The sequence below is a fragment of the Mesorhizobium sp. M0701 genome (assembly GCF_040320365.1).
GTDB lineage: Bacteria > Pseudomonadota > Alphaproteobacteria > Rhizobiales > Rhizobiaceae > Mesorhizobium.
The window spans coordinates 156,337-180,810 of record NZ_JAMYPO010000003.1; the positions used below are offsets into that span (position 1 = coordinate 156,337).

At 62.3% G+C, this 24,474-nt stretch carries 23 protein-coding genes; 11 read left to right on the forward strand and 12 right to left on the reverse strand.

The window, feature by feature from the left end:
* The first annotated feature begins 27 nt into the window (after positions 1–27).
* Both NKI24_RS35930 and NKI24_RS04625 read left to right on the forward strand, forming a co-directional pair.
* Positions 28–303 (forward strand): hypothetical protein, encoded by a 276-nt coding sequence (locus tag NKI24_RS35930; protein WP_502901432.1) that lies wholly within the window; start codon positions 28–30, stop codon positions 301–303.
* A gap of 31 nt (positions 304–334) precedes the next feature.
* Entirely contained in the window at positions 335–931 is a 597-nt protein-coding gene (locus NKI24_RS04625) for a cation efflux transmembrane domain-containing protein (protein ID WP_352743631.1), read from the forward strand.
* Positions 932–1,216: 285 nt separating this feature from the next.
* Here NKI24_RS04625 and NKI24_RS04630 read toward each other — a convergent pair whose 3' ends face one another.
* Positions 1,217–1,639 (reverse strand): hypothetical protein, encoded by a 423-nt coding sequence (locus NKI24_RS04630; RefSeq protein WP_352743633.1) that lies wholly within the window; start codon positions 1,637–1,639, stop codon positions 1,217–1,219.
* Between the two features lie 191 nt (positions 1,640–1,830).
* Between NKI24_RS04630 and NKI24_RS04635 the strand changes: the two genes are divergently transcribed.
* From NKI24_RS04635 to NKI24_RS04650, 4 genes are all read left to right on the forward strand, one after another.
* On the forward strand, positions 1,831–2,643 hold the full coding sequence (locus NKI24_RS04635) for a class I SAM-dependent methyltransferase (RefSeq protein WP_352743635.1): 813 nt from the start codon (positions 1,831–1,833) through the stop codon (positions 2,641–2,643).
* A gap of 559 nt (positions 2,644–3,202) precedes the next feature.
* The gene (locus NKI24_RS04640; RefSeq protein ID WP_352743637.1) at positions 3,203–4,708 is read left to right on the forward strand and encodes a tlde1 domain-containing protein; all 1,506 of its coding nucleotides are present in this window, start codon (positions 3,203–3,205) and stop codon (positions 4,706–4,708) included.
* Positions 4,709–5,070: 362 nt separating this feature from the next.
* Positions 5,071–5,856 (forward strand): ThuA domain-containing protein, encoded by a 786-nt coding sequence (locus tag NKI24_RS04645; RefSeq protein ID WP_352743640.1) that lies wholly within the window; start codon positions 5,071–5,073, stop codon positions 5,854–5,856.
* Positions 5,857–5,911: 55 nt separating this feature from the next.
* Positions 5,912–6,964, forward strand: a complete 1,053-nt coding sequence (locus NKI24_RS04650) for a Gfo/Idh/MocA family protein (RefSeq protein ID WP_352743643.1) — start codon at positions 5,912–5,914, stop codon at positions 6,962–6,964.
* 545 nt (positions 6,965–7,509) lie between these two features.
* Here the strand turns inward: NKI24_RS04650 and NKI24_RS04655 are convergent.
* Positions 7,510–7,812 (reverse strand): hypothetical protein, encoded by a 303-nt coding sequence (locus tag NKI24_RS04655; RefSeq protein WP_352706253.1) that lies wholly within the window; start codon positions 7,810–7,812, stop codon positions 7,510–7,512.
* Here NKI24_RS04655 and NKI24_RS04660 point away from each other — a divergent pair.
* The 4 genes from NKI24_RS04660 to NKI24_RS04675 all read left to right on the forward strand — a co-directional run bounded on the left by NKI24_RS04660 (position 7,801) and on the right by NKI24_RS04675 (position 12,228).
* On the forward strand, positions 7,801–9,087 hold the full coding sequence (locus NKI24_RS04660; RefSeq protein WP_352743645.1) for a LuxR C-terminal-related transcriptional regulator: 1,287 nt from the start codon (positions 7,801–7,803) through the stop codon (positions 9,085–9,087). The two genes, NKI24_RS04655 and NKI24_RS04660, sit on opposite strands and share 12 nt — an antisense overlap.
* Before the next feature lie 130 nt (positions 9,088–9,217).
* On the forward strand, positions 9,218–9,883 hold the full coding sequence (locus NKI24_RS04665; RefSeq protein WP_352743647.1) for a hypothetical protein: 666 nt from the start codon (positions 9,218–9,220) through the stop codon (positions 9,881–9,883).
* A 14-nt stretch (positions 9,884–9,897) separates the two neighbouring features.
* The gene (locus NKI24_RS04670; RefSeq protein WP_352743649.1) at positions 9,898–10,350 is read left to right on the forward strand and encodes a nuclear transport factor 2 family protein; all 453 of its coding nucleotides are present in this window, start codon (positions 9,898–9,900) and stop codon (positions 10,348–10,350) included.
* 762 nt (positions 10,351–11,112) lie between these two features.
* Positions 11,113–12,228, forward strand: coding sequence for a tetratricopeptide repeat protein (locus tag NKI24_RS04675; RefSeq protein WP_352743651.1), 1,116 nt, complete (start codon positions 11,113–11,115; stop codon positions 12,226–12,228).
* A gap of 86 nt (positions 12,229–12,314) precedes the next feature.
* Here the strand turns inward: NKI24_RS04675 and NKI24_RS04680 are convergent, their stop codons facing one another.
* The 9 genes from NKI24_RS04680 to NKI24_RS04720 form a co-directional block, all read right to left on the reverse strand.
* Complete coding sequence (locus tag NKI24_RS04680; RefSeq protein ID WP_352743653.1) at positions 12,315–13,043, reverse strand: amino acid ABC transporter ATP-binding protein; 729 nt, start codon at positions 13,041–13,043, stop codon at positions 12,315–12,317.
* Positions 13,044–13,069: 26 nt separating this feature from the next.
* On the reverse strand, positions 13,070–13,744 hold the full coding sequence (locus tag NKI24_RS04685; protein ID WP_352743655.1) for an amino acid ABC transporter permease: 675 nt from the start codon (positions 13,742–13,744) through the stop codon (positions 13,070–13,072).
* The gene (locus NKI24_RS04690) at positions 13,741–14,412 is read right to left on the reverse strand and encodes an amino acid ABC transporter permease (RefSeq protein WP_352743657.1); all 672 of its coding nucleotides are present in this window, start codon (positions 14,410–14,412) and stop codon (positions 13,741–13,743) included. Before NKI24_RS04690 ends, NKI24_RS04685 begins: the two co-directional genes overlap by 4 nt.
* Positions 14,413–14,505: 93 nt before the next feature.
* Complete coding sequence (locus NKI24_RS04695) at positions 14,506–15,294, reverse strand: ABC transporter substrate-binding protein (RefSeq protein ID WP_352743659.1); 789 nt, start codon at positions 15,292–15,294, stop codon at positions 14,506–14,508.
* A 112-nt stretch (positions 15,295–15,406) separates the two neighbouring features.
* Positions 15,407–16,570 (reverse strand): saccharopine dehydrogenase family protein, encoded by a 1,164-nt coding sequence (locus NKI24_RS04700; protein ID WP_352743661.1) that lies wholly within the window; start codon positions 16,568–16,570, stop codon positions 15,407–15,409.
* Positions 16,567–17,070 carry an Lrp/AsnC family transcriptional regulator gene (locus NKI24_RS04705; RefSeq protein ID WP_023677254.1) on the reverse strand — a complete coding sequence of 168 codons (504 nt, stop codon included), beginning with the start codon at positions 17,068–17,070 and terminating at the stop codon, positions 16,567–16,569. Before NKI24_RS04705 ends, NKI24_RS04700 begins: the two co-directional genes overlap by 4 nt.
* 376 nt (positions 17,071–17,446) lie before the next feature.
* The gene (locus tag NKI24_RS04710) at positions 17,447–18,139 is read right to left on the reverse strand and encodes an acyltransferase family protein (RefSeq protein ID WP_352743663.1); all 693 of its coding nucleotides are present in this window, start codon (positions 18,137–18,139) and stop codon (positions 17,447–17,449) included.
* 163 nt (positions 18,140–18,302) lie between these two features.
* Positions 18,303–19,916, reverse strand: a complete 1,614-nt coding sequence (locus NKI24_RS04715) for a tetratricopeptide repeat protein (protein WP_352743665.1) — start codon at positions 19,914–19,916, stop codon at positions 18,303–18,305.
* Positions 19,917–20,113: 197 nt separating this feature from the next.
* The gene (locus NKI24_RS04720; RefSeq protein WP_352743668.1) at positions 20,114–22,105 is read right to left on the reverse strand and encodes a tetratricopeptide repeat protein; all 1,992 of its coding nucleotides are present in this window, start codon (positions 22,103–22,105) and stop codon (positions 20,114–20,116) included.
* A gap of 235 nt (positions 22,106–22,340) precedes the next feature.
* Here NKI24_RS04720 and NKI24_RS04725 point away from each other — a divergent pair, with 235 nt between their 5' ends.
* Entirely contained in the window at positions 22,341–23,084 is a 744-nt protein-coding gene (locus NKI24_RS04725; RefSeq protein WP_352743670.1) for a 2OG-Fe(II) oxygenase, read from the forward strand.
* A gap of 30 nt (positions 23,085–23,114) precedes the next feature.
* Here the strand turns inward: NKI24_RS04725 and NKI24_RS04730 are convergent, their stop codons facing one another.
* On the reverse strand, positions 23,115–24,470 hold the full coding sequence (locus NKI24_RS04730) for a sigma-54-dependent transcriptional regulator (protein WP_352451485.1): 1,356 nt from the start codon (positions 24,468–24,470) through the stop codon (positions 23,115–23,117).
* Positions 24,471–24,474 lie beyond the last annotated feature (4 nt).

Genomic DNA, 24,474 nt, shown 5'->3' on the forward strand with positions numbered 1-24,474 from the left:
CTTGCCGCCGCCGATGTCGGCATTGCCATGGGCGGCGGCACCGATGTGGCTCTTGAAACGGCTGACGCAGCGGTGCTGCATGGACGCGTCGGCGACGTTGCGGCCATGATCAGGCTGTCCCAAGCAACCATAGCCAACATCAAGCAGAACGTCACCATTGCGTTGGGCCTGAAGGCAGTGTTCCTGGTGACGACGATCGCCGGCATCACCGGCCTCTGGCCCGCCATTCTCGCGGACACCGGGGCGACGGTGCTGGTGACGGCCAATGCCATGCGGCTGTTGCGTTGGAAGAGCAGCTGGTAAGAGCGACAACGGCATCGTGTTAGGGCAGACCATGCAGCAAGCCATTGCGTCGGACGGCCTTCGCCGGGTGGTGCTTGTCGTCGCAGTGCTGAACCTGGGTTATTTCGGCATTGAATTCGCCGTCGCGCTGGCGATCGGCTCGGTGTCGCTGTTCGCCGACAGCGTCGATTTTCTGGAAGATGCCTCGGTCAATCTCCTCATACTGCTCGCCATGGGATGGTCGCTGCGTGCCCGCTCGCGGGTCGGCATGGCGCTGGCGCTTATCCTGCTGGTGCCGGGCCTGGCGACGCTGTGGACCGCGTGGGAAAAGTTCAACATGCCGGTGCCGCCGCAGCCAACGGCGCTGACGCTGGCGGGATTGGGCGCTCTGGCGGTCAATCTGTCATGCGCCTACATACTGGCGCGCTACCGCCATCACAGCGGCAGTCTTACCAGGGCGGCATTCCTCTCGGCCCGCAACGATGCGGTCGCCAATATTGCGATCATACTGGCCGGATTGGTGACGGCTTTCCTGTGGCGCTCGGCGTGGCCGGATCTGATCGTCGGCCTGGGAATCGCGGCACTGAATGCAGATGCGGCGCGCGAGGTCTGGGAGGCAGCTCGGGAAGAGCACCGGGCCGTTTCGTGAACTCCAAAACGCTCAGTGCGCTGCCGGATTGCCAATCCGCCAATGCAGCAGTCAGCCAGAAACTTGCGCGATCTCTAATATAATCGCACCCTTTCAAAGCGGTCGGAGGGAGAACCGCTCATAAGTAAAAATCGGGAGGAAAAACCATGAACAGCGTGAGTCTCACCACACTTGGACGAAGTCGACCGGGTCGAAGCGGTGAAACGATGAACCGCTCAAGGCCACGCACGTCATCAAAAGGCCCGCGCCTCCGAAGAGGACGCGGGCCGATTTCGTCGGTATACGCTAGGCAGGTATCAAGACAGCGATGCGGTGGATGCCGACCACCTTGTTGGTGTTGGCTGCCTCGTCGGTCTTGCCCTTGGAGCAGGTGTACACGTCACCTTCCTTGAGCTTGAATTCCTTGTCCGCCTTCTTGATCGTGAATTCACCGGCAGCAATGGTGCAGACCATGTCGTTGTCCATCACCATTTGAGGGGCGGCTGCTCCGGGCTGAAAGACTATATCGACAATTGAGATGCTCTTGTAGGCGGGGATATCGGAATTGCCGGTGCCGACCTCGACCAATCTGACGCCGGGTGCAATCTCCTTGCCTTCCTTCGGGCCGTATTTCTTCACCTTTGCCGCCGCCGCCAGCGTGAACAAAGGCGTTACCGCTGCCGCCGTCACGCCGAGAGCAATCGCGGACCTGCGATTCATGGTTTTCATCGCGTCCTCCCATTTAATGTTTGGCCACGCACCAATGCGCATGACCACAATACATTAGCACACATGCAGATAATTGCAGCACGGCGTTTCGGAGCTTACGGAAGCGAAACCGCCTCCTGGTCGAATGCGACCGAACAGCAAACAATTCCATGCTATGCTGGCGAGCCATCAAACGGACGGCGGGGATAGCAATGTTGGAAACGGACAAGGTATTCGCCGGCTCAATTCCGGAAAACTACGACCGCTATATGGTGCCGTTGATTTTCGAGCCGTTCGCCGCAGATCTTGCACGACGGGCAGCGTCCTTGTCGCCAAGCGCCGTTCTGGAAACCGCCGCGGGCACCGGGGTTGTCACCCGCGCATTGGCGCCAAAACTGTCGCCCGGTGCAAGCTATGTCGTAACCGACCTCAACCAGCCGATGCTCGACTACGCCGCTTCGCGGCAAGCTCCCGACGATCGCATCAAATGGCGTCAGGCTGATGCTCTGGCGCTACCGTTCGAAAATGCGGCATTCGATCTCGTTTGTTGTCAGTTCGGCGCGATGTTCTTTCCCAACCGCTCATCTGCCTATCGCGAAGCCCGGCGAGTCCTGAAGCCCGGAGGACATTTTCTATTCAGCGTATGGGATCGCATCGAAGAGAATGTATTTGCGGACGATGTGACGAATGCCCTGGCGAGGATTTTTCCGAACGATCCGCCGCGCTTTCTGGCACGCACGCCGCATGGCTACCACGATACGGCACTGATCCGTAGCGAGCTGGAGGACGCAGGTTTTTCCGGTGTGGTGATCGAGACGAGAGCCGAACAAAGCCGTGCCTCCTCGCCCCGCGTTCCGGCCGTTGCTTATTGCCAGGGCACTCTCCTTCGCAATGAAATCGAGGCCAGAGAGGCGGGAAAACTGGACGCTGCAACCGACTACGCCGCAGCCGCGATTGCAGACAGGCATGGCAGCGGCGAGGTTGCTGCCAAAATCCAGGCTCACATAGTGGTGGCTGTGGCCTAGGTGTTGGATATCCCGCTCCGGCACTTGCGACATTCAGCTGCCGTGCAGCACACGTCTTGCCGCTATTCCGAATTCCCAGACGATGACCGTTCATTCGCCCAAGTGGCAGGTTGACAAGTGCCCGCTCGGTCTGATCGATCGCCGGGGCTTGATGGCGGCGGCTACCGGCCGCAAGATTCTGGTCGGCCCGGCTTCACTTTGGCAGCCATGGCCGACTCCGCCCAGCAAGGTCTAGTCATTTCGCTTTCTTGACTCGGCCGACAAAAACGGGCAGCAAAGTCATCATTGGAGGGCAGTTTTGCCAACTATGTAGGTTTTGGAGGGCGTTTTTCGGTGTGACCGTCGCCAAATCGGCGGTCGGTAGAGGGATTGGTTAACCAACTTTGTCCATCTTTTGAATCAATCGGCAACAGACGCAAAGCGTGCTGGGGGCACCAGGCGAACTGTGAATGTCACGGCTGCGAAATCCGCTAGCCGGCATCGGCCGATTGAGAGTGGTTGAATGGCGTTTGTAAGTGCGAAAACCCGGGGTGACAGTCCTGCAACTGGATTGACTTCGATGAGGCCCGGCCTGCGCTGGGTCGCGGTTCCGGCCGTCGGCGCAGCCATTGCTTTATGGTCGGTGGCGACTTTGGCCGGCCTTTATTCAGTGGGAACCTCGCTCAGCGCCGCTTCCAACGGTCTCCCGCAAAGCCTGCTCGCGCCGCGCACCATCGCGCTTGCCGATCCTCGCCGCAGCCTTGCAAAGGCGCGCGCCCCGACGTGGGCCGCAGCAAACGCGGCGCTGTCGGCCAAGCTGCTGCAGCACGGGTGCGATGCCAACTGCCTGCGGTCGGCGTCGAACTTCGTCCACCAGGGAAAATCGGCGCGTCTCAAGCGCAATACCGTGCCGATTGTCGCTGATGCGTCGCGGCAATCGAGCTTCGACGACGTGGTCGCCAAAGCCGCGCTGTCGCCGCAAAAGCTTGCCGCCGCCTTTGCCCGTGCCGGCTCACCCGTCATGCTCGCAAGCCTGCCGGCCGACGCCCGGTTCGCCGAGCCGGTACGCATACCCGACCCGAACGGCCCGGCGTCGGTGCGCTTCGGGCCGGCGGTGGCGGAGATCGAACGCTCGTCGCGCCTTGCGCTGGCGCTGGCCAATACATTACCGGAGCAGATGATCGACGTGCTCCCGGCAGCCGTCGCGGCAAGCGAGCCCGCGGCTTCGCAAGAGCCGCAAGAACCTGAGGTCCAACTGGCCTCGCTGCCGCCGCAAGACGACATGCCCGACAGCGTTCCGCTGCCGACGCTGCGTCCGCGGGCGGACATCGATAAACCGGCACCTCAGGCTCAAGCCTCGAAGGACCGGGCGCCGAAAGACCGGGCGCCAAAGGATCAGCCATCGAAAACGGAGCCGCCCAAGGCGCAGGCCTCCAGGACCGCCAAGGCGAGCAAGGTGCAGACGGCCGACGCCCCGCCGGTCGAGACGCCCGGCAGCCTGTCGCCTCGCAATTCGTCACAAGCGGCAGTGCCGGCCGTGTCGGGCAAGCCGGGCAAACGGTCGAAGACGCAGGGCGGCGATATGCTGGCCTATGCCAAGCCCGACATGTCTTCCGGCGGTCTCGGCGGAGCCTTCAGGAACCTGTTCACCACGCCTAACCTGGGCAGCGGCGTCGCCGTCTACGACATCTCGGCCAAGACCGTCTATATGCCCGACGGCTCGCGGCTGGAGGCACATTCGGGATACGGTTCGATGGTCGACCAGCCGCGCTACGTCAACCGCAAGAATGTGGGCCCGACGCCGCCAAACACTTACGATCTGAGGCTGCGCGAATCGCGTTTTCACGGCGTCGAGGCGATTCGGCTCACCCCTGTCGACGGCAAGAACAAGTTTGGCCGCGACGGCCTGCTTGCGCACACCTACATGCTGCGCGGCGGGCGTGCCGAGTCCAATGGTTGCCTCGTTTTCAAGGACTATGCCCGCTTCCTCGCCGCCTACAAGAAAGGCAAGATCAAGCGCCTCGTGGTGGTGCCGCGCCTGTCGAAGCCGCTGACACGCGTCGCCCAAGAGGGGCGAGGGGCTTAGGTCGTTCGCGGCAGTCCTTCATGGCTTCGTCATCCCAGGGCGGAGCGAACGCGAAGCGGAGCGCAGACCCTGGGATCCATGCCGTTACGTCAGCCGAAGAATGCAACGACGCAGATTGAAAGCCGTTCTGTAGCGATCCCTTTCACCTCCTGTCCTTCCCGCATCAAAAAGTCCCGGCCGTTGCAGCGCGGAGAGGTCACGGCATGGATCCCAGGGTCTTCGCGACGTCGCTTCGCGCCTGCTCCGCCCTGGGATGACGAAGCTGGGGAGGTTTGGCCAATCTCGAAGGTTTTCAATCCCGTCCAGGGACAGTATGAGTGGCCGGTGGGGCGGCTCCGGCTTCAAACAATCACGAGGACATCATGACAATACGCGCTGTCGTCTGGGGCGAGAATATTCATGAGCGGACCAACGAGGTGGTCGCGGGCATCTATCCCGAGGGCATGCATGCGACGATCGCCAATGCACTGAAGCTCGACCCGGAGATATCAGTGTCCTGGGCAACGCTGGAGCAGCCGGAGCATGGGCTGCCGGCCGACCGTCTGGCCAAGACCGATGTCTTGCTGTGGTGGGGGCACAAAGACCATGGCGCCGTCGCCGACGAAGTGGTCGAGCGCGTGGCGCGCCGCGTCTGGGAAGGCATGGGGCTGATCGTTCTCCATTCCGGCCATTTCTCGAAAATCTTCAAGAGGCTGATGGGCACGCCCTGCACGCTGAAATGGCGCGAGGCGGGCGAGCGCGAACGGCTCTGGGTGACCAGCCCCAACCACCCGATCGCTGCCGGGATCGGCGAGTATTTCGAGCTCGAGAACGAGGAGATGTATGGCGAGCAGTTCGCCGTGCCGGAGCCGCTCGAGACCGTCTTCATCTCCTGGTTCCAGGGCGGCGAAGTGTTCCGGTCAGGGCTGACCTATCGCCGCGGCGCCGGTAACATCTTCTATTTCAGGCCCGGCCACGAGACCTATCCGACCTATCACGACGCCAACGTCCATAAGGTGCTGCGCAATGCGGTGAGATGGGCGCACAACCCGCAAGGCTCCAATCCAGCCATCCTCGATGCGCCGAACGTGCCGGTGGAAAAGGCGCTCGAGCCGATCGTCGAGCGCGGCGGAAAGCTTCATTCCGCCGGCGAAACCGGCTTCCGCTAGACGACAAATCCATGATCGAACAAGAAGATAAAGCCCTGTCCTAAGGATAAGAATCATGCGTCTGTTGATACTCGGAACCGGCTGGATGGCGGAGGAGCACGCCAGGCAGTTCGGCAAGATCGAGGGCGTCGAACTGATCGGTGCCGTCGATCTCGACCGTATGCGTGTCGACAAGTTTTCGGACATCTACGGTATCCCCAACCGGTTCGCGTCGCTGGACGAGGCGCTGGCATGGGGCAAGTTCGACGCGGTCGCGAACGTGACGCCCGATCGCATCCACCATCCGACCACCATGATGCTGATCGCGGCGGGCAAGCCGGTGCTGTGCGAGAAACCGCTGGCCGAAAATTACCAGAAAGCCAGTGAGATGGCCGATGCGGCCGAGCGGGCCGGCATCATCAACATGGTCAACCTGACCTATCGCAACGTCGCGCCGCTGCAGAGGGCGCGCGCCATGGTGCTGGCCGGCGAGATCGGCACCGTCAGGCATGTCGAGGCGTCCTATCTGCAGAGCTGGCTGGTGTCCAAATTCTGGGGCGACTGGCGCACCGATTCGAAATGGCTGTGGCGGCTGTCGCGCGGCCATGGCTCCAACGGCGTGCTGGGCGACGTCGGTATCCACATCCTCGATTTCGCCAGCTATGGCGCGGCGCTCGACATCGACCATGTGTTCTGCCGCCTGAGATCCTTCGACAAGGCGCCCGAAAACCGCATCGGCGAATACGAGCTCGACGCCAATGACAGTTTCACCATGGCGCTTGATTTCCGCAATGGCGCCTTCGGCGTCGTCCATGCCAGCCGCTGGGCAACCGGCCATTTGAACGAACTCCGACTGCGCATCTACGGCGACAAGGGCGGCATCGAAGTCGTGCACAATCTGACCGGCTCGGAGCTGAAAGCCTGCGTCGGCCAAGACGTCGAGAACGCCAAATGGCAGGTTCTGAATGCCGGAACGGTACCGACCAACTACCGGCGCTTCGTCGATGCGGTGCGCAGCGGTGTCCAGCCCGAACCGTCGTTTCGCCATGCGGCCGAATTGCAGAAGGTGCTCGACCTCGCAGTCGTGTCGGATGAGAAGCGGGCCGAATTGAGCACCGATACGCAGTGATATCGTTCAGGGAATCTTGATAGGAGCCAGCCATGGTCACGCGGCGCGCCGAATGTTCCTGCGGTCAGGTATCGGCCACTTGTCCGGGCGAGCCGGTGCAACGAAGTAGGGCGGCTTTGATCGGAACGAGATTTTTCGTCGAATAATGGGTGAATGTCCGCCTTGGAGATGATGAGGCCGATATCCGAACGGCAGAAATGGGTCGATTCGAGCCGTTGCGCGAAGGGCCGCTTTTGAGAAGCGCCATGAATGTCGCGATATTGGCGCTACCTACTCGTTCCCATCGACGAGACGAATGGCAGCATCCACCCTTCCCCCGGTCCTCGGCGGCGGACGCGATGAACGGCTCGATTGAGCCCGAAACGAACTTCTGTCACATCAGTAACCTGCCGCCACCTCCTCAGCAAGATATGTGCTATTCTGAGGCTATGCCCGCGCCCTCCGACCGATCACGCGACAAGTCGCCGGAAGACGGTGCAGTTGCATCGGATCCGTATGCGGAGCTAGCCAATCGCGGCGATTGGTCTAGGCTTCACCGCGAACTGTCAGACAGAGACCGCTGCAGTGAACTTGGCGGCGCCGAGCTCCAGCGCCTCGGGGAAGCCGCCTACATGCTTGGGCGCGAGGAGGAATTCGTTCGGGACTACGAGAGGGCCTTCGAAGAGCATCTCCGGAACGGACGCGAACGATCCGCGGCGCGTTGCGGCTTCTGGATCGGGCTCACCCTGATGTTTCGCGGAGAATTCGCCCAAGGCAGCGGATGGCTGACCCGCGCCAACCGGCTGGTCGAGGATCATACGCAGGAATGTGCAGAACAGGGTTACCTTCAGCTCCCAATGGTCGAACAACGTCTCGCCGCCGACAGGCCGGACGAAGCATTCGCGCACGCAACACGTGCCGCGGAGATCGGACAGCGCTGCGAAGATCCGGACCTCTTGGCTATCGCGCGCCACCTTCAGGGCCGGATATTGATCCTGCGCGGCGACTATGTGCGCGGCTTCGAACTGCTGGACGAGGCGATGGTTTCGGTCACCTCGGGCCGGCTCGCACCGATCGTTACCGGGCTGGTCTACTGCAGCGTGATCGAGATCTGTCAGAAATTTCATGCCACGGGCCGGGCGAGGGAATGGACATCGGCGCTGGTCGGGTGGTGCGCGGGACAGCCCGACATCGTTGCCTTCACCGGCAGATGCCTGATCCACCGGGCCGAAATCCTGATCCTCGACGGCCACTGGGACGAGGCCGGCCGCGAGGCCGGTGTCGCCAGCATCCGCCTTCAGCAGGGGCCCTCGAAGCACCACGCCGGTCCGGCATTCTACCAGAAGGGCGAGGTATTTCGCCTCCGCGGCCAATGGGACGAGGCCGATGCCGCCTATCGCGCAGCGAGCAGGCTCGGGTTCGATCCGCAGCCGGGGCTGGCGCTTATGCGATTGCAGCAGGGGCACGAGCAGCCGGCCCTTTCGGCGATCCGCCGCGCACTGCAGTCCGTCGACGACATGCCGGGCAAACTCCGCCTCTTGCCGGCTGCGGTGGAAATCACTCTCGCTGTCGGTTCGGCCGATGACGCTTGGGAGCTGTGCGAAACACTGCACGACTGCGCGCGCCAATATTCCGCGGATGCAGTCCGCGCCGCAGCCGCCGAGGCTAACGCGCGGGTGCTGATCCATGCTGGTCGAGCCGCGGAGGCATTGGCCCATATCCGGCGCGCGGTAGCGATCCTCTGGGACCTTCGGGCGCCCTATCATCTTGCCCGGATGCGGGTGCTGACAGCGCGGGCCTGTCTCGCAACCGGCGATACTGAAGCGGCGCAGACCGAACTGGACGAAGCGATAAGACTTTTCCGCGAGCTCGGCGCGCGCCCCGACGAAGCCGTTGCCGGCAAGCTGCGGGTCACCATGACGGCGACAGGCGGCGAAGTTCTCACCCCCAGACAGACGCAGGTTCTGCGCCTGATCGCGTCAGGCCTGACCAACCCGGAAATTGCCGGCGAGCTCGGTCTGAGCCAGCGGACGGTAGACCATCACGTTAGCGATATCCTGACGCGGCTGAACGTGCGCACGCGCGCGGCAGCCACGGCCTATGCGGTCGAGCACGGCCTGATCGGCATGGTCGTATCTGGGTAATCCTACCCAAGCCAAAATTTCTCGCTGCGTGGGTACTTACGCCGAAGCGGGCAACCGTGGCGCGGGTCTAAACCTCATGGCGTGGTAAAGGCCACAGGAGGTTTTCCCGATGCAAACGAATAATAACAGCATGAGCGGGCCGGGCGGTGTCTGGCTCGCCACCGGAACGCTGCTGCTGGCGGCTGCGCTCGTCTTTCACGGGCCACCGGACGCGGATTTGTCTGTTCAGATGCAGAATATCGCCGAGGGCCATGGGCGATGGGCTACGGTCCATTGGACGGCGGCAGCGGCGCTGTTCCTGATCGCCGGCGCTTCGTTCCTGAACCTGGCACTCAACCCCCGGGTCCGGCGTTCGCCGATGCTGAGTTCTGCCTGGATAGTGATGGCTCTCGGCGCCCTGACCACGTTCTCCACCGCAGTCGCCGAGGCATCGGTGGTCGCGGTCGCGGCCGACCGGGGTGACACCAACGCCTTCATGACCTGGTGGGCGTTTTCCGGCGGCATGGGTAACGGATTCTGGGCGCTCGCCCTGGCGACAGCGCTTGTCGCGTATCACGACGCCCGCGATGACGTCGGGATACTGCCCCGATGGGCCGCGATCGTCGGCTCGGCGTTCGGTATCCTTTCGGCAACCGGGTGGACACTCGGTGAGCAGCTCGGGATCGGCATCGGAGGTCCGATCTGGCTGATTTCCTCGCTTCTCATGTGCCTGTGGCTCGCGTGGTACGGGCTGTCCTCAAGGAGCCTCCGGTCGGGCAAGCCACAGCGCAAAGCGCCTGATCCAGCATCATCTTAAGACAGGAGGAAAACATGTCCCTTCAAACGAAGGAAATCGAAGCGACGATCCACGACGTCCACGAATTCTTCACCGACTGGGTGACGGGCCGATGCCGTGGCGACGATGCGACGTTCAAGAAGAACGCGCTCGACCGGATCAGCGATGATCTGGTCGCCATCATGCCAGGCGGCAGGGCGTTCGGGAAAAAAGACTTCGCAGGTTACATGAAGAGCATCTACGGATCGAATCCGGCCTTCCGTATCAAGATACGCGACATCCGGATCAGCCATCAAAGCGCCGACCTGGCGGTCGTGAACTATCACGAATGGCAACGCGACGCGAAGGACTCCGATCAACCGAACAATGGCCGGGTCACGACGATGGTGGTCCGCGATCGCGGCTACAGCCGGGGGCCCGAGATATTGCAAGTTCATGAAACCTGGCTCCCAGCCGACGTCGTTCAGTACGCGGATTTCGCGTTCTGAGAAGCGTCGGTCCGAAACGGGCAGAGAAAGGATTTGCGCTGGCGGGACCATCGGCTCTGCCGGCGTCATGGAGCCAGAACTGTGCTTCTTTTCAGCCCGAATTGATCCACATTCAACGTCCGGCTAGCCCAGCAATCCGGCCATTCCATGCGTTCGCGTGGAGCGTCGGCTCGCCACCCATTGCTGCCGCTTGGTCGGCTGAACGCTTCGGCAGATCTTAGGCCCAGAGCGGACGTTAACCCGGCGCAAGATTTGGCGACGAGGGCGGCCGCGTCATCTACAGCTTCTGCCCGGATTGCGGCACCACCGTCCATTACCGGATCGACACCGATGTGGGTCGAGATCAGCGCCGAGCCTCTGGCGACGTTCGGCTGACGACGCCGGCCGCGGCCGCTCTGGAACCATGATCCCGAAAAGTGGAAACCGGTTTGCGGATAAGATCGTGGTCAAACAGCAAGATAGAGCCCCATTTCGATTCAATCGAAATGGAACAGGGGCGCAGCTGAGGCTTCGGCGCCACGCTCCGTCAGCCTCCCGACCCGGCCAGATCCACCGGAAAGCGCATCTACGGACTAATCCAGAGTACAGGCGCCTCAGCTGCGTGACGGGCTCGACTTGACCATTTCTTTGCGGGGATGACTTGCGAAGAACAAAGATTTGTTTGATCAAGTTGGCACAAGGCCAACAACCTGTAATTGTGATCAAATCCTGCTGATGTTTGGTGGGCGGCTAATCGAACGGTTGAATCAAGGAGGGCGGCGGGTGCTGGCCGGTCTCATCGTGCTGCTTGCGCTTTGTGCTCCCGCACTGACCGAGGATAGCGACGATTGCGGTGGCGCTGCTGCAGGCTTACAGCGGATCGCCGCCTGCACGCGGATCATCGAGGACAGGACGCGAAGCCCGGGCAGTCGCGCCATCGCTTACCACGGCCGGGCAATCGCCTGGACTGACAGCGGTGACGATGACCGGGCTATTGCAGACTATGACAACGCCATCGCTCTCGATCCGGACGACATCGATGCCTACAACGAGCGCGGACAGATATGGCTCGACAAGGGCGAGAACGACAGCGCCATCAGTGACTTCGATCGGGCGATCGAGCTCGATCCAGGAAAAGCTGAGACCTACTACAACAGAGGCCGCGCCTGGGCTCATAAGGGCGACGACAGTCGCGCCATCGCCGACTACAGCCACGCCATCGAGTTCGATCCGGCATATTTCCAAGCCTACAACAACCGCGGCTTCGTCTTCAACAGGATGGGCGAGTTCGACCGCGCCATCGCCGATTTCGACGAGACGATCAGCCTCGATCCCCAACACCCCTACGCTTACAACAACCGGGGCATTTCCTGGGGCGCAAAGGGTGATGCAGAGCGCGCCGTCGCCGACTACAGCCAGGCGATCACGCTCGATCCGACCTATGTCAACCCTTATGGAAGCAGGGGAATCTACTACTTCTACGATCGCGAACCGGCCAAGGCGCAAGCCGACCTTGCCGCGGCGGCGGAACTTGCGCCCGACAATGCCTATTTTGCGATCTGGGTGGATCTGGCTGAGCGGCGCAGTGGTGGCGCGAGCCATTTGCGGCAGGCAGCCAGCAGGCTCGACATGGCCAGATGGCCGGCGCCGCTGGTTCGCATGTTTCTTGGCGAACAGACGCCCGAAGCAGCGTTGGCCGCAGCCGACGATCCCGTCCCGGCCAAGAAACGCGGAAATCTATGCGAGGCCAATCTCTATGTCGCGGAGTTTTACCGGCTCGACGGCCGTGACGATGAAGCCTTGCGGCGGTACCGGCTTGCGGTACGCGACTGCCCCCACGACTTCATCGAATATGTCGCGGCAGGCAAGGCACTGCGCGCGCTCGGTGTGTCGCCATAGTGCGCCGCTGCGGATGATTCATTGTAGGCTCGAGCGCAACCTCGGCGCAAAGGCGACGGCAGGTTCGGTGCGTATTGTCGCTGCTGTCAATGCCGCAGGATCTTGCTGAGGAAGGCGCGGCTGCGGTCGGTCTTCGGGTTGGAGAAGAACTCCTCGGGCGTGCCGCTCTCGACGATGGCGCCGGCGTCCATGAACACCACGCGCTGGGCGACCTTGCGGGCAAAGCCCATTTCGTGCGTCACCACCATCATGGTCATGCCTTCCTCCGCCACCGCGACCATGACGTCGAGCACTTCCGAGATCATCTCGGGGTCGAGCGCCGAGGTCGGCTCGTCGAACAGCATGATCTTGGGGCGCATGCCGAGGCAGCGGGCGATCGCCACGCGCTGCTGCTGGCCACCAGACAGCTGCGCCGGATAGGCGTTCACCTTGTCGGCGAGGCCGACCTTGGCGAGCAATTCGCGCCCGGCCATTTCGGCCTCGGCGCGCGGGATCTTGCGGACATGGATCGGCGCCAGCGTGACGTTCTCGAGCGCCGTCTTGTGCGGATAGAGGTTGAACGACTGGAAGACGAAGCCGATCTCGGTGCGCAGCCGCGTCATGTTGGTGGCGGGGTCGCCGAGGCGCTGGCCGTCGACCGTCAGGTCGCCGTCGCGGATCGTCTCCAGGCCGTTGATGCAGCGGATCAGGGTGCTCTTGCCCGAGCCGCTCGGGCCGCAGACGACGACCACTTCGCGCGGCTCGACGCTCAGCGTGATATCCCTGAGCACGTTGAGCTGGCCGAACCATTTGTTGACGCCGCGAAATTCGATCATGCCAGTGCCATTTTTGCTGGGATTCGTCACAGTTGCACCTCGCCATGCGCAGCGCCCATGCGTTGCTCCAGCCGGCGGGCCAGCATGATCAGGGGGTAGCAGACGATGAAGTAACCGAGGCCGACGAGGAAGAAGACCAGCAGCCCATTGGGTACACGCTGCACCACCAGCCAGCCGACGCGGGTGAGGTCGGTCAGGCCGATGGCCGAGACGACCGAGGAATCCTTGATCAGCAGCACATATTGCCCGACCAGCGGCGGCAGCACGATGCGCATCGCCTGCGGCAGCACCACCTGGCGCATGCGCTGCCAGCGCGACAGGCCGGACGCAAGTGCTGCCTCGACCTGGCCTGATGGCACCGAGCGGATGCCGGCGACGACGATCTCGCAGATGAAGCAGGCGGCCAGGTTGGTCAGCGCGATGATGCCGGCGGTGAAGGCGTCGAGCTCGATGCCGAGTTCCGGCAGGATGAAGAAGATCAGGAAGATCTGCACCAGGAACGGCGTGCCGCGGATCAGGTCGACCCAGGCGCCGATCGCGCCGCTGATCAACCGGTTGCCGCCGGTGCGCAGGATGCCGAGGCCGAAGCCGAGCAAGGTGCCCAGCACCAGGCTGATCAACGACAGCACCACGGTCATGCCGAGACCGCGCAAGGCGAGCGGATAGCTGCCGGCGATGCTTTGCAGCTGCTGCCAGATCATGTCCGTGCCCCCGCGAGGCCGAGCCAGCACCCGGAGAGTGCCGCCAGACCCTTCAGCCCGTAATAGAGCAGGAGGTAGAAGGCGGCGATGGTGATGAAACCTTCCGCTGGCATGAAGCGGTCTGAGGCGAGCAGCTGGCCGGCGCGCGTCAGTTCGGCGACCGAGATCAGCGACAGCAGCGCCGAATCCTTGACCAGCACGATCGCCTGGCCGAGCAGCGGCGGGATCGTCACTTTGAACGCCTGCGGCAGGATGACGAGGCGCATGCGCTGGACATAGGTCATCCCCGAGGCGACGCCGGCCTCGACCTGGCCGCGCGGGATCGACAGGATGCCGGCGCGGATGATCTCGGCGACATAGGCGCCGCTATTCAGCGACAGCGCTAAAATGCCGACGACGAACTCGGGCAGGATGAGGCCGAGCCGCGGCAGGCCGAAATAGAGGAAATAGAGCTGTGCCAGCAAGGGCGTGGCGCGCACCGCGTCGATATAGGCCTTGGCCGGGACGCGGAACAGCCGGCCGCGCTGCAGGTTCATGGCGGCGAGCACGATGCCGACGGCGAGCGCGCCGGCAAAGGAGAGGACAGACAGCCACATGGTCGTGACGAGGCCCTGCCCGAACAGGGGCAGATATTCGACAATGGTGCGGAAGCTGAAGTTTTCGAGCATGGTGGGGCGGTGAATGGCGAGTAGCGAGTAGCGAGTAGCGAGTAGCGAGTAGCGAGTAGCGCTTTACTACTCCCTACTCACTATTCACCCTACTCAGTGATCCTTCTTCCAGGCGTCGGAATTGACCCAGTAATCCAGGTTCTTCTGCAGGCGGCCGTCGAGGCTGACCTGGTCGAGGAACAGGTTCATCCAGGTCAGCAGGTCCTGCTCGTCATAGCGCGTGGCGAAGGCCAGCGGCTCCTTCGACAGCATGTCCGGCATGATGGTGAAGCTGCCGGCCGGGTAGGCGGTCGACTGGCCCTTGACCGCCGAGACGTCGTTGACGCCGCAATCGGCCTGGCCGTTGTTGACGGCATCGAGCAGCAGCGGGCCGCCGCCCTTGTAGCTCTTGATGTCAGCATCGGGGAAGGCGGCCTTGGCTTCCTTCTCGCCGGTGGCGCCGAGCAGCACCGCGATCTTGGTGCCCTTGGCCTTGCAGTCCTCGGTGGACTTGAAGGCGGTACCAGCCTTGGTGAAGACGGTGCTGCCCGTGTACATGTAAGGCCTGGTGAAGGCGACCTTCATGCCACGCGCCAATGTCGGCGTCATGTCGGCGACCAGAAGATCGGCCTTGCCCGACAGCAGCGCCGGGATCAGGCCGTCCCAGTCGAAGTCGAGGAAGGTGATCTTGACGCCCATTTCCTTGGCCATCAATTCGGCGAGTTCGACCGAACTGCCGGTGCGCTCGCCGGCAGCACCCACCAGCGAGAAGGGAGGTCCTTGCGTCTGCACGGCAACGCGCAACTCGCCGCGCTTGGTGATTTCGTCGAGCGTTCCGGCACTGGCGGCTGCTGTGAGGCCGGCGAGCGCGAGACCGGCGATGAAAAGCTTGGCAATCTTCATTTGGGCATTCCTCCTTGTTGTCGTTTGTCGTTCCACTTTGTTGTTTCACCCCGTTGGAGGTGCTTTTTGAGCGGCAGCGCCGTTGCCGGCGGCAACCACCGTTCGAAAAATTTCAATCCCAGCTCACCGTTTCGGCGACCTTGATGCCGCGCCTGGCCAGTTCGTCGAGGAAGCGGCCGTCGGGCACATGCAGCAGCGGGTTGAGCAGGCCAGGCGTGGCGATCTCGCGCCGCGCCAGCATCTGCGCCACGATGCTAGCGGGATAGCCGACGCCGAGGCTCATGCCGAACAGGCCGGTGGCGAGATCGCGTTCGATGACCAGTTCCGAGGTCACGGTCTTGCGTCGGCCGCCTTCGCTGCCGACAAAGACATTGCGCATCACGCAAAGATCCTTCTCGTCGGCGCCGTATTGCAGTTGCGGGCCAAGCAGCCGGCCGAGAAATTCGCGTGGGCTGGCACCGATGCCGGGCACCTTGTCCTCGGACAGGAAGCCGAGCTGCTTCAGCGGCGCCCAGAATGCCGACCACCCCGGCCAGCGCAGCGAATAGCGGCCGGAGCGCTGCAGCCCCTTGGTGGCGGCGAGCATGCTGGCATAATGCGGTGCGTCGCCATTGGGGAAGGCTTCCAGCCCGCCGAGCCCCGCGACCTCGATCTCGTGAATGAAACGATTGTCGTGCTGGCGGGCGGCCGGCACATCGACCCGTTTGCCGTCCTCGACCAGCACGCTGTCGCGGTTCTGGCTCATCAGAACCATGTCGAAGTTCCAGCTCACCTTGTAGCACAGCGGCTCGACCACCGCCTTCGGCTCGGGGATGCCGCCGCAGTAGGAATCGATCGCGGTGATAGTGTCGAACTGCCTTGCGGCGCGTGCGTAGAGCACAAGGTCGATGCCGGGGTCGAGCCCGCATTCGGTCACGATCGACACGCCGGCCTTTTCGGCTTCCGGCGCGAGATCGGCGATGGCCTTGCCGTAATTGGTGGTGACCAGCGGCGTGCGCGTCGCGATCGCCGCCTGCACCGCCTCGCGCATCAACGGCTGCGGCAACAGATCGATGACGGCGTCGACGTCCTTCATCACATCGGCCAATGCCGGGCCGATTGCGCCCTCCGGCACGACAAGACGCACCCGGGCAAGGTCGGTCAGGCCGCCAAGCCGCGCAGCGCCGTCGGTTGCGGTATCGACGCAGACCACTTGCTCGACGCCGACGCTGGCGACGAGATCGGCGATCGCCGCCCGGCCTTGCAGGCCGAGCCCGCCGAGAACCGCGATCTTCATGCCATTTCCTTTCGCGTCTCGTCCGACCAGCAGCCTTCCGGCAGGCTGACCCATTTGTTGCAGGAGGCCATGACGACGAAGGTCTCGCTGCGCACGACCTCGCCGGGTTCGCCAGCGCCGGGGATCAACTCGCTGGTGACGCGGTAGAGATCGGCAACATCGCCGGCCACGGTTACGTCGACGATGATGTCGAAGCGCCCGGTGACGACAGCGGCCGAGTTCACGAAAGGCAGTTCGGAGATGCGCTGCGCCAGTTCCCGGGCGCGGCCGCGTCCCTGCGCATTGATGCCGACGATGGCCGAGATCAGCTCGGGGCGTTCGGTCAGGTTGAGCAGCCCGACGATCTTGAGCAGGTTGCGGTCGAGCAGGTTGCGCAGCCGCATGCGCACCGTCGGCACCGAGATCGCCATCTTCTCGGCGAGGCGGTTGACGCCAAGCTGCGCGTCCTGCGACAGCAGCTTGACCAGTCGCCGGTCGGTCTGATCGAGATGTTCCCGCAAACGCTCAGGCTTTCATAAAAGGAAAGAAACGATTGGATTTTCTTTCAGATATGAAAATACCTTATGAGAGATTTTTAACAACGGCAAGAGCCATGTCATCCGCCATGGCTCTGTGCCTGTCGGCAATTTTCGTCGAGTGCGCCACATTTTGTTCTTGCTTTGTGCCGGCAGCTATGCTATTAATTTGGATATGGTGCCAATTTGGCTCCAACGACCCGTCCTCCCGAGGCGGGTTTTTGTTTCCGGATCTTTTGAAGGTTCAGCGCCGCCGGTCTAAGATTGGCGGGACAGCGTGGTTCCGCGGAGCGCAGCCGCAACTCATGCCTTCACGTGACGGGCGGAAAGGCTCATCCGCGAAATGGCCAAAATCGGCTTTTCAACAAAACTGTAGCTGGCCAGGGAGACGGCAATGCAGGCGGTGACAATAACCATGCCAGCAAGCCATGGTGATACGCTGACGCTTGCAACGACAGGAGCGGTCGCAAGCAGCACGATAGGATGCGTCAGATAGAGAGAGTAGGAGGCATCGCCCAACCTTGCCAGCAGGCGAGGAGCAAAAAAGCCGGAAGTAGCTTTCCAGGCTGATGCAACCGGCGACAAGGATCAAGGCCGGGATTCCCTGAGCAAGGGTTCGCGGCAAGTTGAAGCCAAGTACCATCACCAGCATGGACACGATGGCGAACACGAGCGCCGAGACACCCAGGACGGTAGGCAAACGCGCCAGTCTGCCGACCAGGTGGCCGAGCGCCATGCCGGCAAGGAACTCAAACAGGATTGGCGTGGTATAGAAAAACAGCACAGTGTCGGCGGCGGGTTTGAAGACGATGCTCGCCGCTACGGCGATTGCAAAGACAACGCCGATCATGGCCATTTGCGTCAACCTGCCAAAACCCAAAGTCGCCGCGAACAGAATGTAAAACAGGATTTCCAGATTGAGCGTCCAACCCACGCCAAGCACTGGTTGGACATAGCCTGTGACCGTATCGAGGTAGGGTATGAAAAGCAGGCTATTGGTGATCTGCTCAAGAGATACTGCACGACCGGCAAACAACCAAAGTGCGGCAACCATGAGGAAGGTCATAACCCAATAGAACGGAACGACGCGCGTGAATCGCGCTGGCGAAGGCTCCTGACATATGGACGCGGCACAGCCTGAATCAGTCTGGCAGAATGCACCTATATCGTGTTGTTCGGCTTAGTCTTCTTAGCAAACGAACATCCGTCGGGCAGAGTTACGGCGAAAAACCCAACTCGCGTAATGCAGCGTTGGCGGCACGGTATTCGATAAAATTCTTTGGACAATGGCTGATGGTATGCCTGTAAAGCCATAGGGCCTGATCGCGTTGCCCTTTGAGCCGGCTGAGTTCCGCGCCGTAGAAACCGATCTCGCAAAACTTGCCGTGTTTCTTGGCTGGGTCCGGGTCATCGGCGTCGTTCAATGTCGCGGTGGGCGTCTTTTCGCCAAGCAGCATTCGAACCACAGGCGCTGGCCACTTCGTCATGTCGAGCTTGGAAGCTGCCTCCCGCAAATGGCTCGCCGCGCCGTTGCGTCGCTCAACAATATCCAGCCACATGGCAAAATAGGCGTAGTCGGGCTCGAGAGCGGCCGCCTTTTCAAAGTCAGCCTGCGCCTTGGCCAGCGAGCCGGAATAGAAATAAAGAACACCCCTGTTTGAGTAGCTGTACGGATAATTCGGATCGAGCAGGATCGCCTGATCGAAGTCAGCAATGGCGCGACCATCGCCGGCCTTTCCCATCCAGGCAATGCCACGGTTGTGGTAAATTCTTGCATTTTTCGGATCGAGACCAATCGCCCGGTCGTATTCGGCGATGGCCCGATCGTACTCACCTCGGTTGTTCCAGAGAAAGCCTCGGTTGCTGTAGGCGATGGCAAGTGTTGGGTCGATATCGATTGCGTGGCTGTAGTCCGCGAAGGCGCGAACATCGTTCTCTTTTGCCACCCAGGCCAAGCCCCGATTATTATATGCGAGGGCTTGTTTCGGGTCGAGCTTGATCACCTGGTCGTAGTCGGCGATGGCGCGATCATTGTCTCCCTTGCCAGCCCAGGCGATACCTCGATTGAAGTAGGCGTTGGGGTCTTTCGGATCGAGGCTGATTGCCTTGTCGTAGTCGGCGATGGCGCGGTCATTGTCGCTCTTGCCTGACCAGGCCACCCCTCTGTTGTACCAGATGCTCTCATCGTTCGGATCGAGGCTGATCACTTGGCTGTAGTCGGCGATGGCGCCGTCAAAATCGCCGGCCATCAGCCGGGCATTGCCGCGCCGGTAGTAGGCATGCGCGTTTTTCGGATCGAGGCTGATCACCTTGTCATAGTCGGCAAGCGCGCGCTCCTCATCGCCCTTGCTGGTCAACGCATCGGCTCGATCGTTCAGGGAACCGGCGTCGTTCGGGTTGAGCCTGATGGCCCGATCGAAGTCGGCTATCGCGCGGTCGTCGTCGCCTTTGCGTGACCAGATCAGCCCGCGATTGTGGTAATTTCTGCCGTCTCCCGGATTGAGGCTGATTGCCCTGTCATAGTCGGCCAAAGCCCGGTCGTTCTCGCCCTTGAAGGTCCACGCGACGCCGCGGTTGTAGTAGGCATCGCCATATTTCGGGTCCAGGCTGATCGCCTTGTCCAGATCGGCGATTCCCTTGTCGTAGTCGCCCTTGAAGACCCAGCTGATGCCCCGGTTATAATAGCCGCTGGCGACGGTCGGGGCGATGCCGATGAACGCGCTGTAGTCGGCAATGGCGCGGTCATAGTCGCCTCGTTCCGTTAGGGTATTGCCGCGCTTGAAATAGGCAATACCACGGTTTTCGACGGGCTCTGTCGCATCCTCGATCATGCGCGTGCAGGCGGCGATCCGCGTGCTTGCCTCGACCTCGTCATCGCTGACGCAGTCGCTGCTGGCCGCGAACGCCGGCAGGGCCGAAACCGTCAGGACGATTGCAGCGGCCAGTGCCCACCATGAAGGCTTGAGCCACACTCGAACCGGTCCGGTCAATTCGCTCCTCGCATCATCAAATGTCTCGGAAGTTATCTTCACGGAACCACGCCCAGCTCGTGCAGAGCGGCCTTGGCCGCAACGTATTCGTAATATTCCGCGGGGCAATCGCTGGCAGCGACCCGGTAGAGCCGCAAGGCTTCGTCGTCATGTCGTTGCAGCCGATCGAACTCGGCTATGAACAGGTTCGCCTCGCACAGATTGCCGCGTTTCTTGGCCGGGTCCGGGTCGTCGGCTGCCGCCGATACCTCGGCCGGCGTCAGTTCTCCAAGCAGCATGCGAACCGCTGGCGCCGGCCATTTGGTCATATCGAGCTTTTCAGTCGCTTCCTGCAAGTGGCCCACCGCACCGCTGCGCCGCTCGGTCATCTCCAGCCAGATCGCAAAATAGGCATTGTCGGGCTTGAGCGTGGCCGCCTGTCCGAAATCGGCTTGCGCCTTGGCCAGCGCGCTCGAATAGAAGGAGAGAATGCCGCGGCCAAGATAGGCATAGGCATATTTCGGATCGAGGCTGATTGCCTGATCGTAGTCGGCGGTCGCGCGGGCGTAGTCGCCCTTTGCCGACCAGACGAAGCCGCGGCCGTCGTAACCAGGGGCACCTTTCGGATCGAGGCTGATCGCCTTGTCGTAGTCGGCGATGGCGCGGTCGTCCTCGCCCTTCTTTTGCCAGATCCGGCCTCGGTACCTGAAGGCTTTGGCATGTACTGGATCGAGCATGATCGCCTGGCCGTAGTCGGCGATGGCACGGTCATTGTCGCCCTTGCGTGTCCAGGCATTGCCTCTGTTGTCGTAGGCAGTTGGGTCTTTAGGATCGAGCGTGATTGCCTGGCTGAAGTCGGCGATGGCGCCATCATAGTCGCCCTTGTCAGACCAGACGAGGCCCCGGTTGTACCAGGCATTAACGTTTTTTGGGTAGAGGCTGATTGCCTGCGTGTAGTCGGCGATAGCGTGGTCGTCGTCACCCTTCTTCTTCCAGGCAATGCCACGGTTGTTGTAAGCGGTGGCGTCCCGGGAATCGAGGCCGATCGCTTGGTCATAATCCGCGATAGCGCGGTCGTAATCGCCCTTGTGTTTCCAGGCAACGCCTCGATTGTTGTAAGCACTAGCGTCCTGAGGATTGAGGCCGATTGCTTGGTCATAATCCGCGATGGCGCGGTCGTAGTCGCCCTTGTGCGACCAAGCCACGCCTCTGTTGTAGTAGGTGCTGGCGTCTTTCGAGTCGAGGCTGATCGCTTGGTCGTAATCGGCGATGGCGCGGTCGTAGTCGCCCTTGCGTGCCCAGTCGATGCCTCGACTTTGATAGGCATCGACATCGCGAGGATCGAGGCCGATCGCCTTAGCGTAGTCGGCAATGGCTCGGTCATAGTCGCCTTTTAGTACCCAGACAGCACCACGATTGCTGTAGGCTTTGGCGTCTTTCGCATCCAGACTGATCGCCTGTTCGTAGTCGGCGATGGCTCGGTCGTATTCGCCCTTCTGTTTCCAGGCAACGCCACGGTTGTTGTAGGCTCCCGCATTTTTAGGATCGAGGCTGATTGCCTGGTCGTAGTCGGCGATGGCACGATCGTAGTCGCCCTTGTCTGCCCAGGCGTTGCCCCGGTTGCTGTGGGCATCGGAATGCTTCGGGTCGAGGCTGATGGCCTGACCATAGTCTGTAATGGCGCGGTCGTAGTCGCCCTTGTGCTCCCAGGCGACACCTCGGCTGTTGTACGCCTCGGGGTTTGTCGGGTCGAGGCTGATCACCTGGCCAAAATCGGCGATGGCGCGATCATTTTCGCCCTCCTCGACCATTGTGGCGCCTCTGGCATAGTAAGCACCGGCGAATTTCGAATCGAGGTCGATCGCCTGGCCCAAATCGGCAATCGCACGGTCGTAGTCGCCTTGTGATGCCCGTGCCTCGCCGCGCTTGTAGTAGGCAGTCGCGCGGTTGGCCACAGGCTCCGTGGGATCCTCGATCATGCGCGTGCAGGCGGCGATCCGCGTGCTGGCCTCGACCTCGTCGTCGCTGACGCAGTCGCTGCTGGCGGACAAGGCCGGGAGCGCCGAGACCAGCATCGCGACGAGGCAAACGAGGAATTGCCGGACTGCCCCGTCCCTTTGTCGAACCCGTCGGATCAATTCGCCCCCCATCGCGGCAAGCCCAGCTGCATTGTATTCAACGAAATCCCCGAGACAATCGCTAACGAGCTCACCCGGCAAGAAACGGGTGGTCCGCGCGCGCCGTTTCACCCATCTCAATGACAGAGAAGCCACAGGAGGCGAAGCCATGACCATCGATTCGATAGGCGCGAAAGCGGCGGTGAAATCGGCGGAGGTGCGCGTTGCCGGATATGATTGGCGGACGCTGGCCGATGAGCTGAGCGGCTATGGCTGCGCGGTGATGGAAAAGCTGCTGACGCCGCAGGAGTGCCGGCAGATTGCCGGACTTTATTCGGACGAGAGCCATTTCCGCAGCCATGTCCATATGGCGCGGCATGGCTTCGGCAAGGGCGAGTACCGGTATTTCCGCTATCCCTTGCCCGACTTGATCGGCGGCTTGCGCATCGCGCTCTATCCGCGCCTGGCCGCGGTCGCCAACGACTGGAACCAGCGCATGGGTATCGCGCAGCGCTATCCCGACGAACACGCCGCGTTCCTCAGGCAATGCCACGAGCAGGGCCAGACGCGGCCGACGCCGCTCCTGCTGCAATACGTTAACGGCGACTTCAACTGCCTGCACCAGGATCTCTACGGCGATCTGGCGTTCCCGTTGCAGGTCGCGATCCTGTTGTCCGAACCAGGCAAGGATTTCACCGGCGGCGAGTTCGTGCTGACCGAGCAGCGTCCGCGCATGCAAAGCCGCGCCGAGGTGGTGCCGCTGCGCCAGGGCGATGCAGTCGCCTTCGCGGTCCACAATCGTCCGGTCCAGGGCAGCAAGGGCAATTACCGCGTCAATCTCAGGCACGGCGTCAGCCGGCTTCGCTCCGGCATGCGCCACACTGTCGGTATCATCTTCCACGACGCCAAGTAACCGAGCCGCCCGGTCGAGGCCCGGCGGCGGTTACCTGGAAAAATCGCTGCGCACGATGCCGTGGCGCTGGAGCTTGTCGTAGAAGGTCTTGCGCGGAATCCCCAGCGCTTCGATCGTGCGCCTGACGTCTCCGTCGTTGCGGCCAAGCGTCTCGCGGATGATGTCGGCCTCGTAGCGCTCCAGCCGCTCCGGCAGCTTCATGGCGGTGTTCGATTGGGTCGGGGCAGGGGGTTGTGCTTCGGCGCCTTCCTCCAACCCAAGCACGAACCGCTCGGCGAAATGCGCCAGTTCGCGCACATTGCCCGGCCAGTCATGGTCGCTCAGATGGCGATGCACCGAAGCCGGCACTGCCGGCACCTGGCGGTGGAAACGGGCGGCGGCGCGCTCGGCGAAATAGAAGAACAGCAGGGCGACATCGTCGCGGCGCTCGCGCAGCGGCGGGATCGAGATCGTCACCACGTTGAGCCGGTAATAGAGATCCTCGCGAAACGTGCCGCGCTGGCGCGGATCGCCGAGGTCGACCTTGGCGGCGGCGACGACGCGCAGGTCGACCGGCCGCACCTCGTTGGTGCCGAGCGGGGTGACCTCGCGCATCTCCAGCACGCGCAGCATCTGCACCTGTGTCGAGACCGGCATGCTTTCGATCTCGTCGAGGAACAGCGTGCCGCCGCTGGCGTGCTCGATGCGGCCGATCCGTTTCTTCTGCGCGCCGGTGAAGGCGCCGGCCTCATGGCCGAACAATTCGCTTTCGATGACGGTCTCCGGCAGCGTGCCGCAATTCAGCGCGACGAAATTGCCCTTGGCGCGGCGGCTCCAGCGATGCAGAAGGCTTGCCACCACCTCCTTGCCGGAGCCGGTCTCGCCGGTCACCAGCACATCGACGTCGGTGTCGGCGATCTGGCGTAGTGTGCGGCGCAGCCTGTCCATCGCCGGCGTCTGGCCGATCAGCGGCAGGCCGTCCTGCGCCTCTCCGGCCGCCTCGCGCAAGGCCCGGTTCTCCATCACCAGGCGGCGCTTTTCCGCTGCGCGGCGCACGCTCTGTACCAACCGGTCGGCGGCGAAGGGCTTGGTGATGAAGTCGTAGGCGCCGTCCTTGATCGCCTTGACGGCCATGGCGATGTCGCCATGTCCGGTGACGAGGATGACGGGAATGTCGGTATCCAGCCGCAGGATGCGGTTGAAAAGCTGCAAGCCGTCGATCTGAGGCATGCGGATATCCGACACCACGACGCCGGCAAAACCGGCGTCGAGCCCGGCCAGCGCCTCGGCCGCCGCCGCAAAGGCCGAGACCGAGAAGCCGGCAAGCTCCAGCGTCTGCACGGTGGCCTTGAGGAGATCGCGGTCGTCGTCGATCAGGATCACCGGCGCGGCATTGTCGTTCGTCATGATG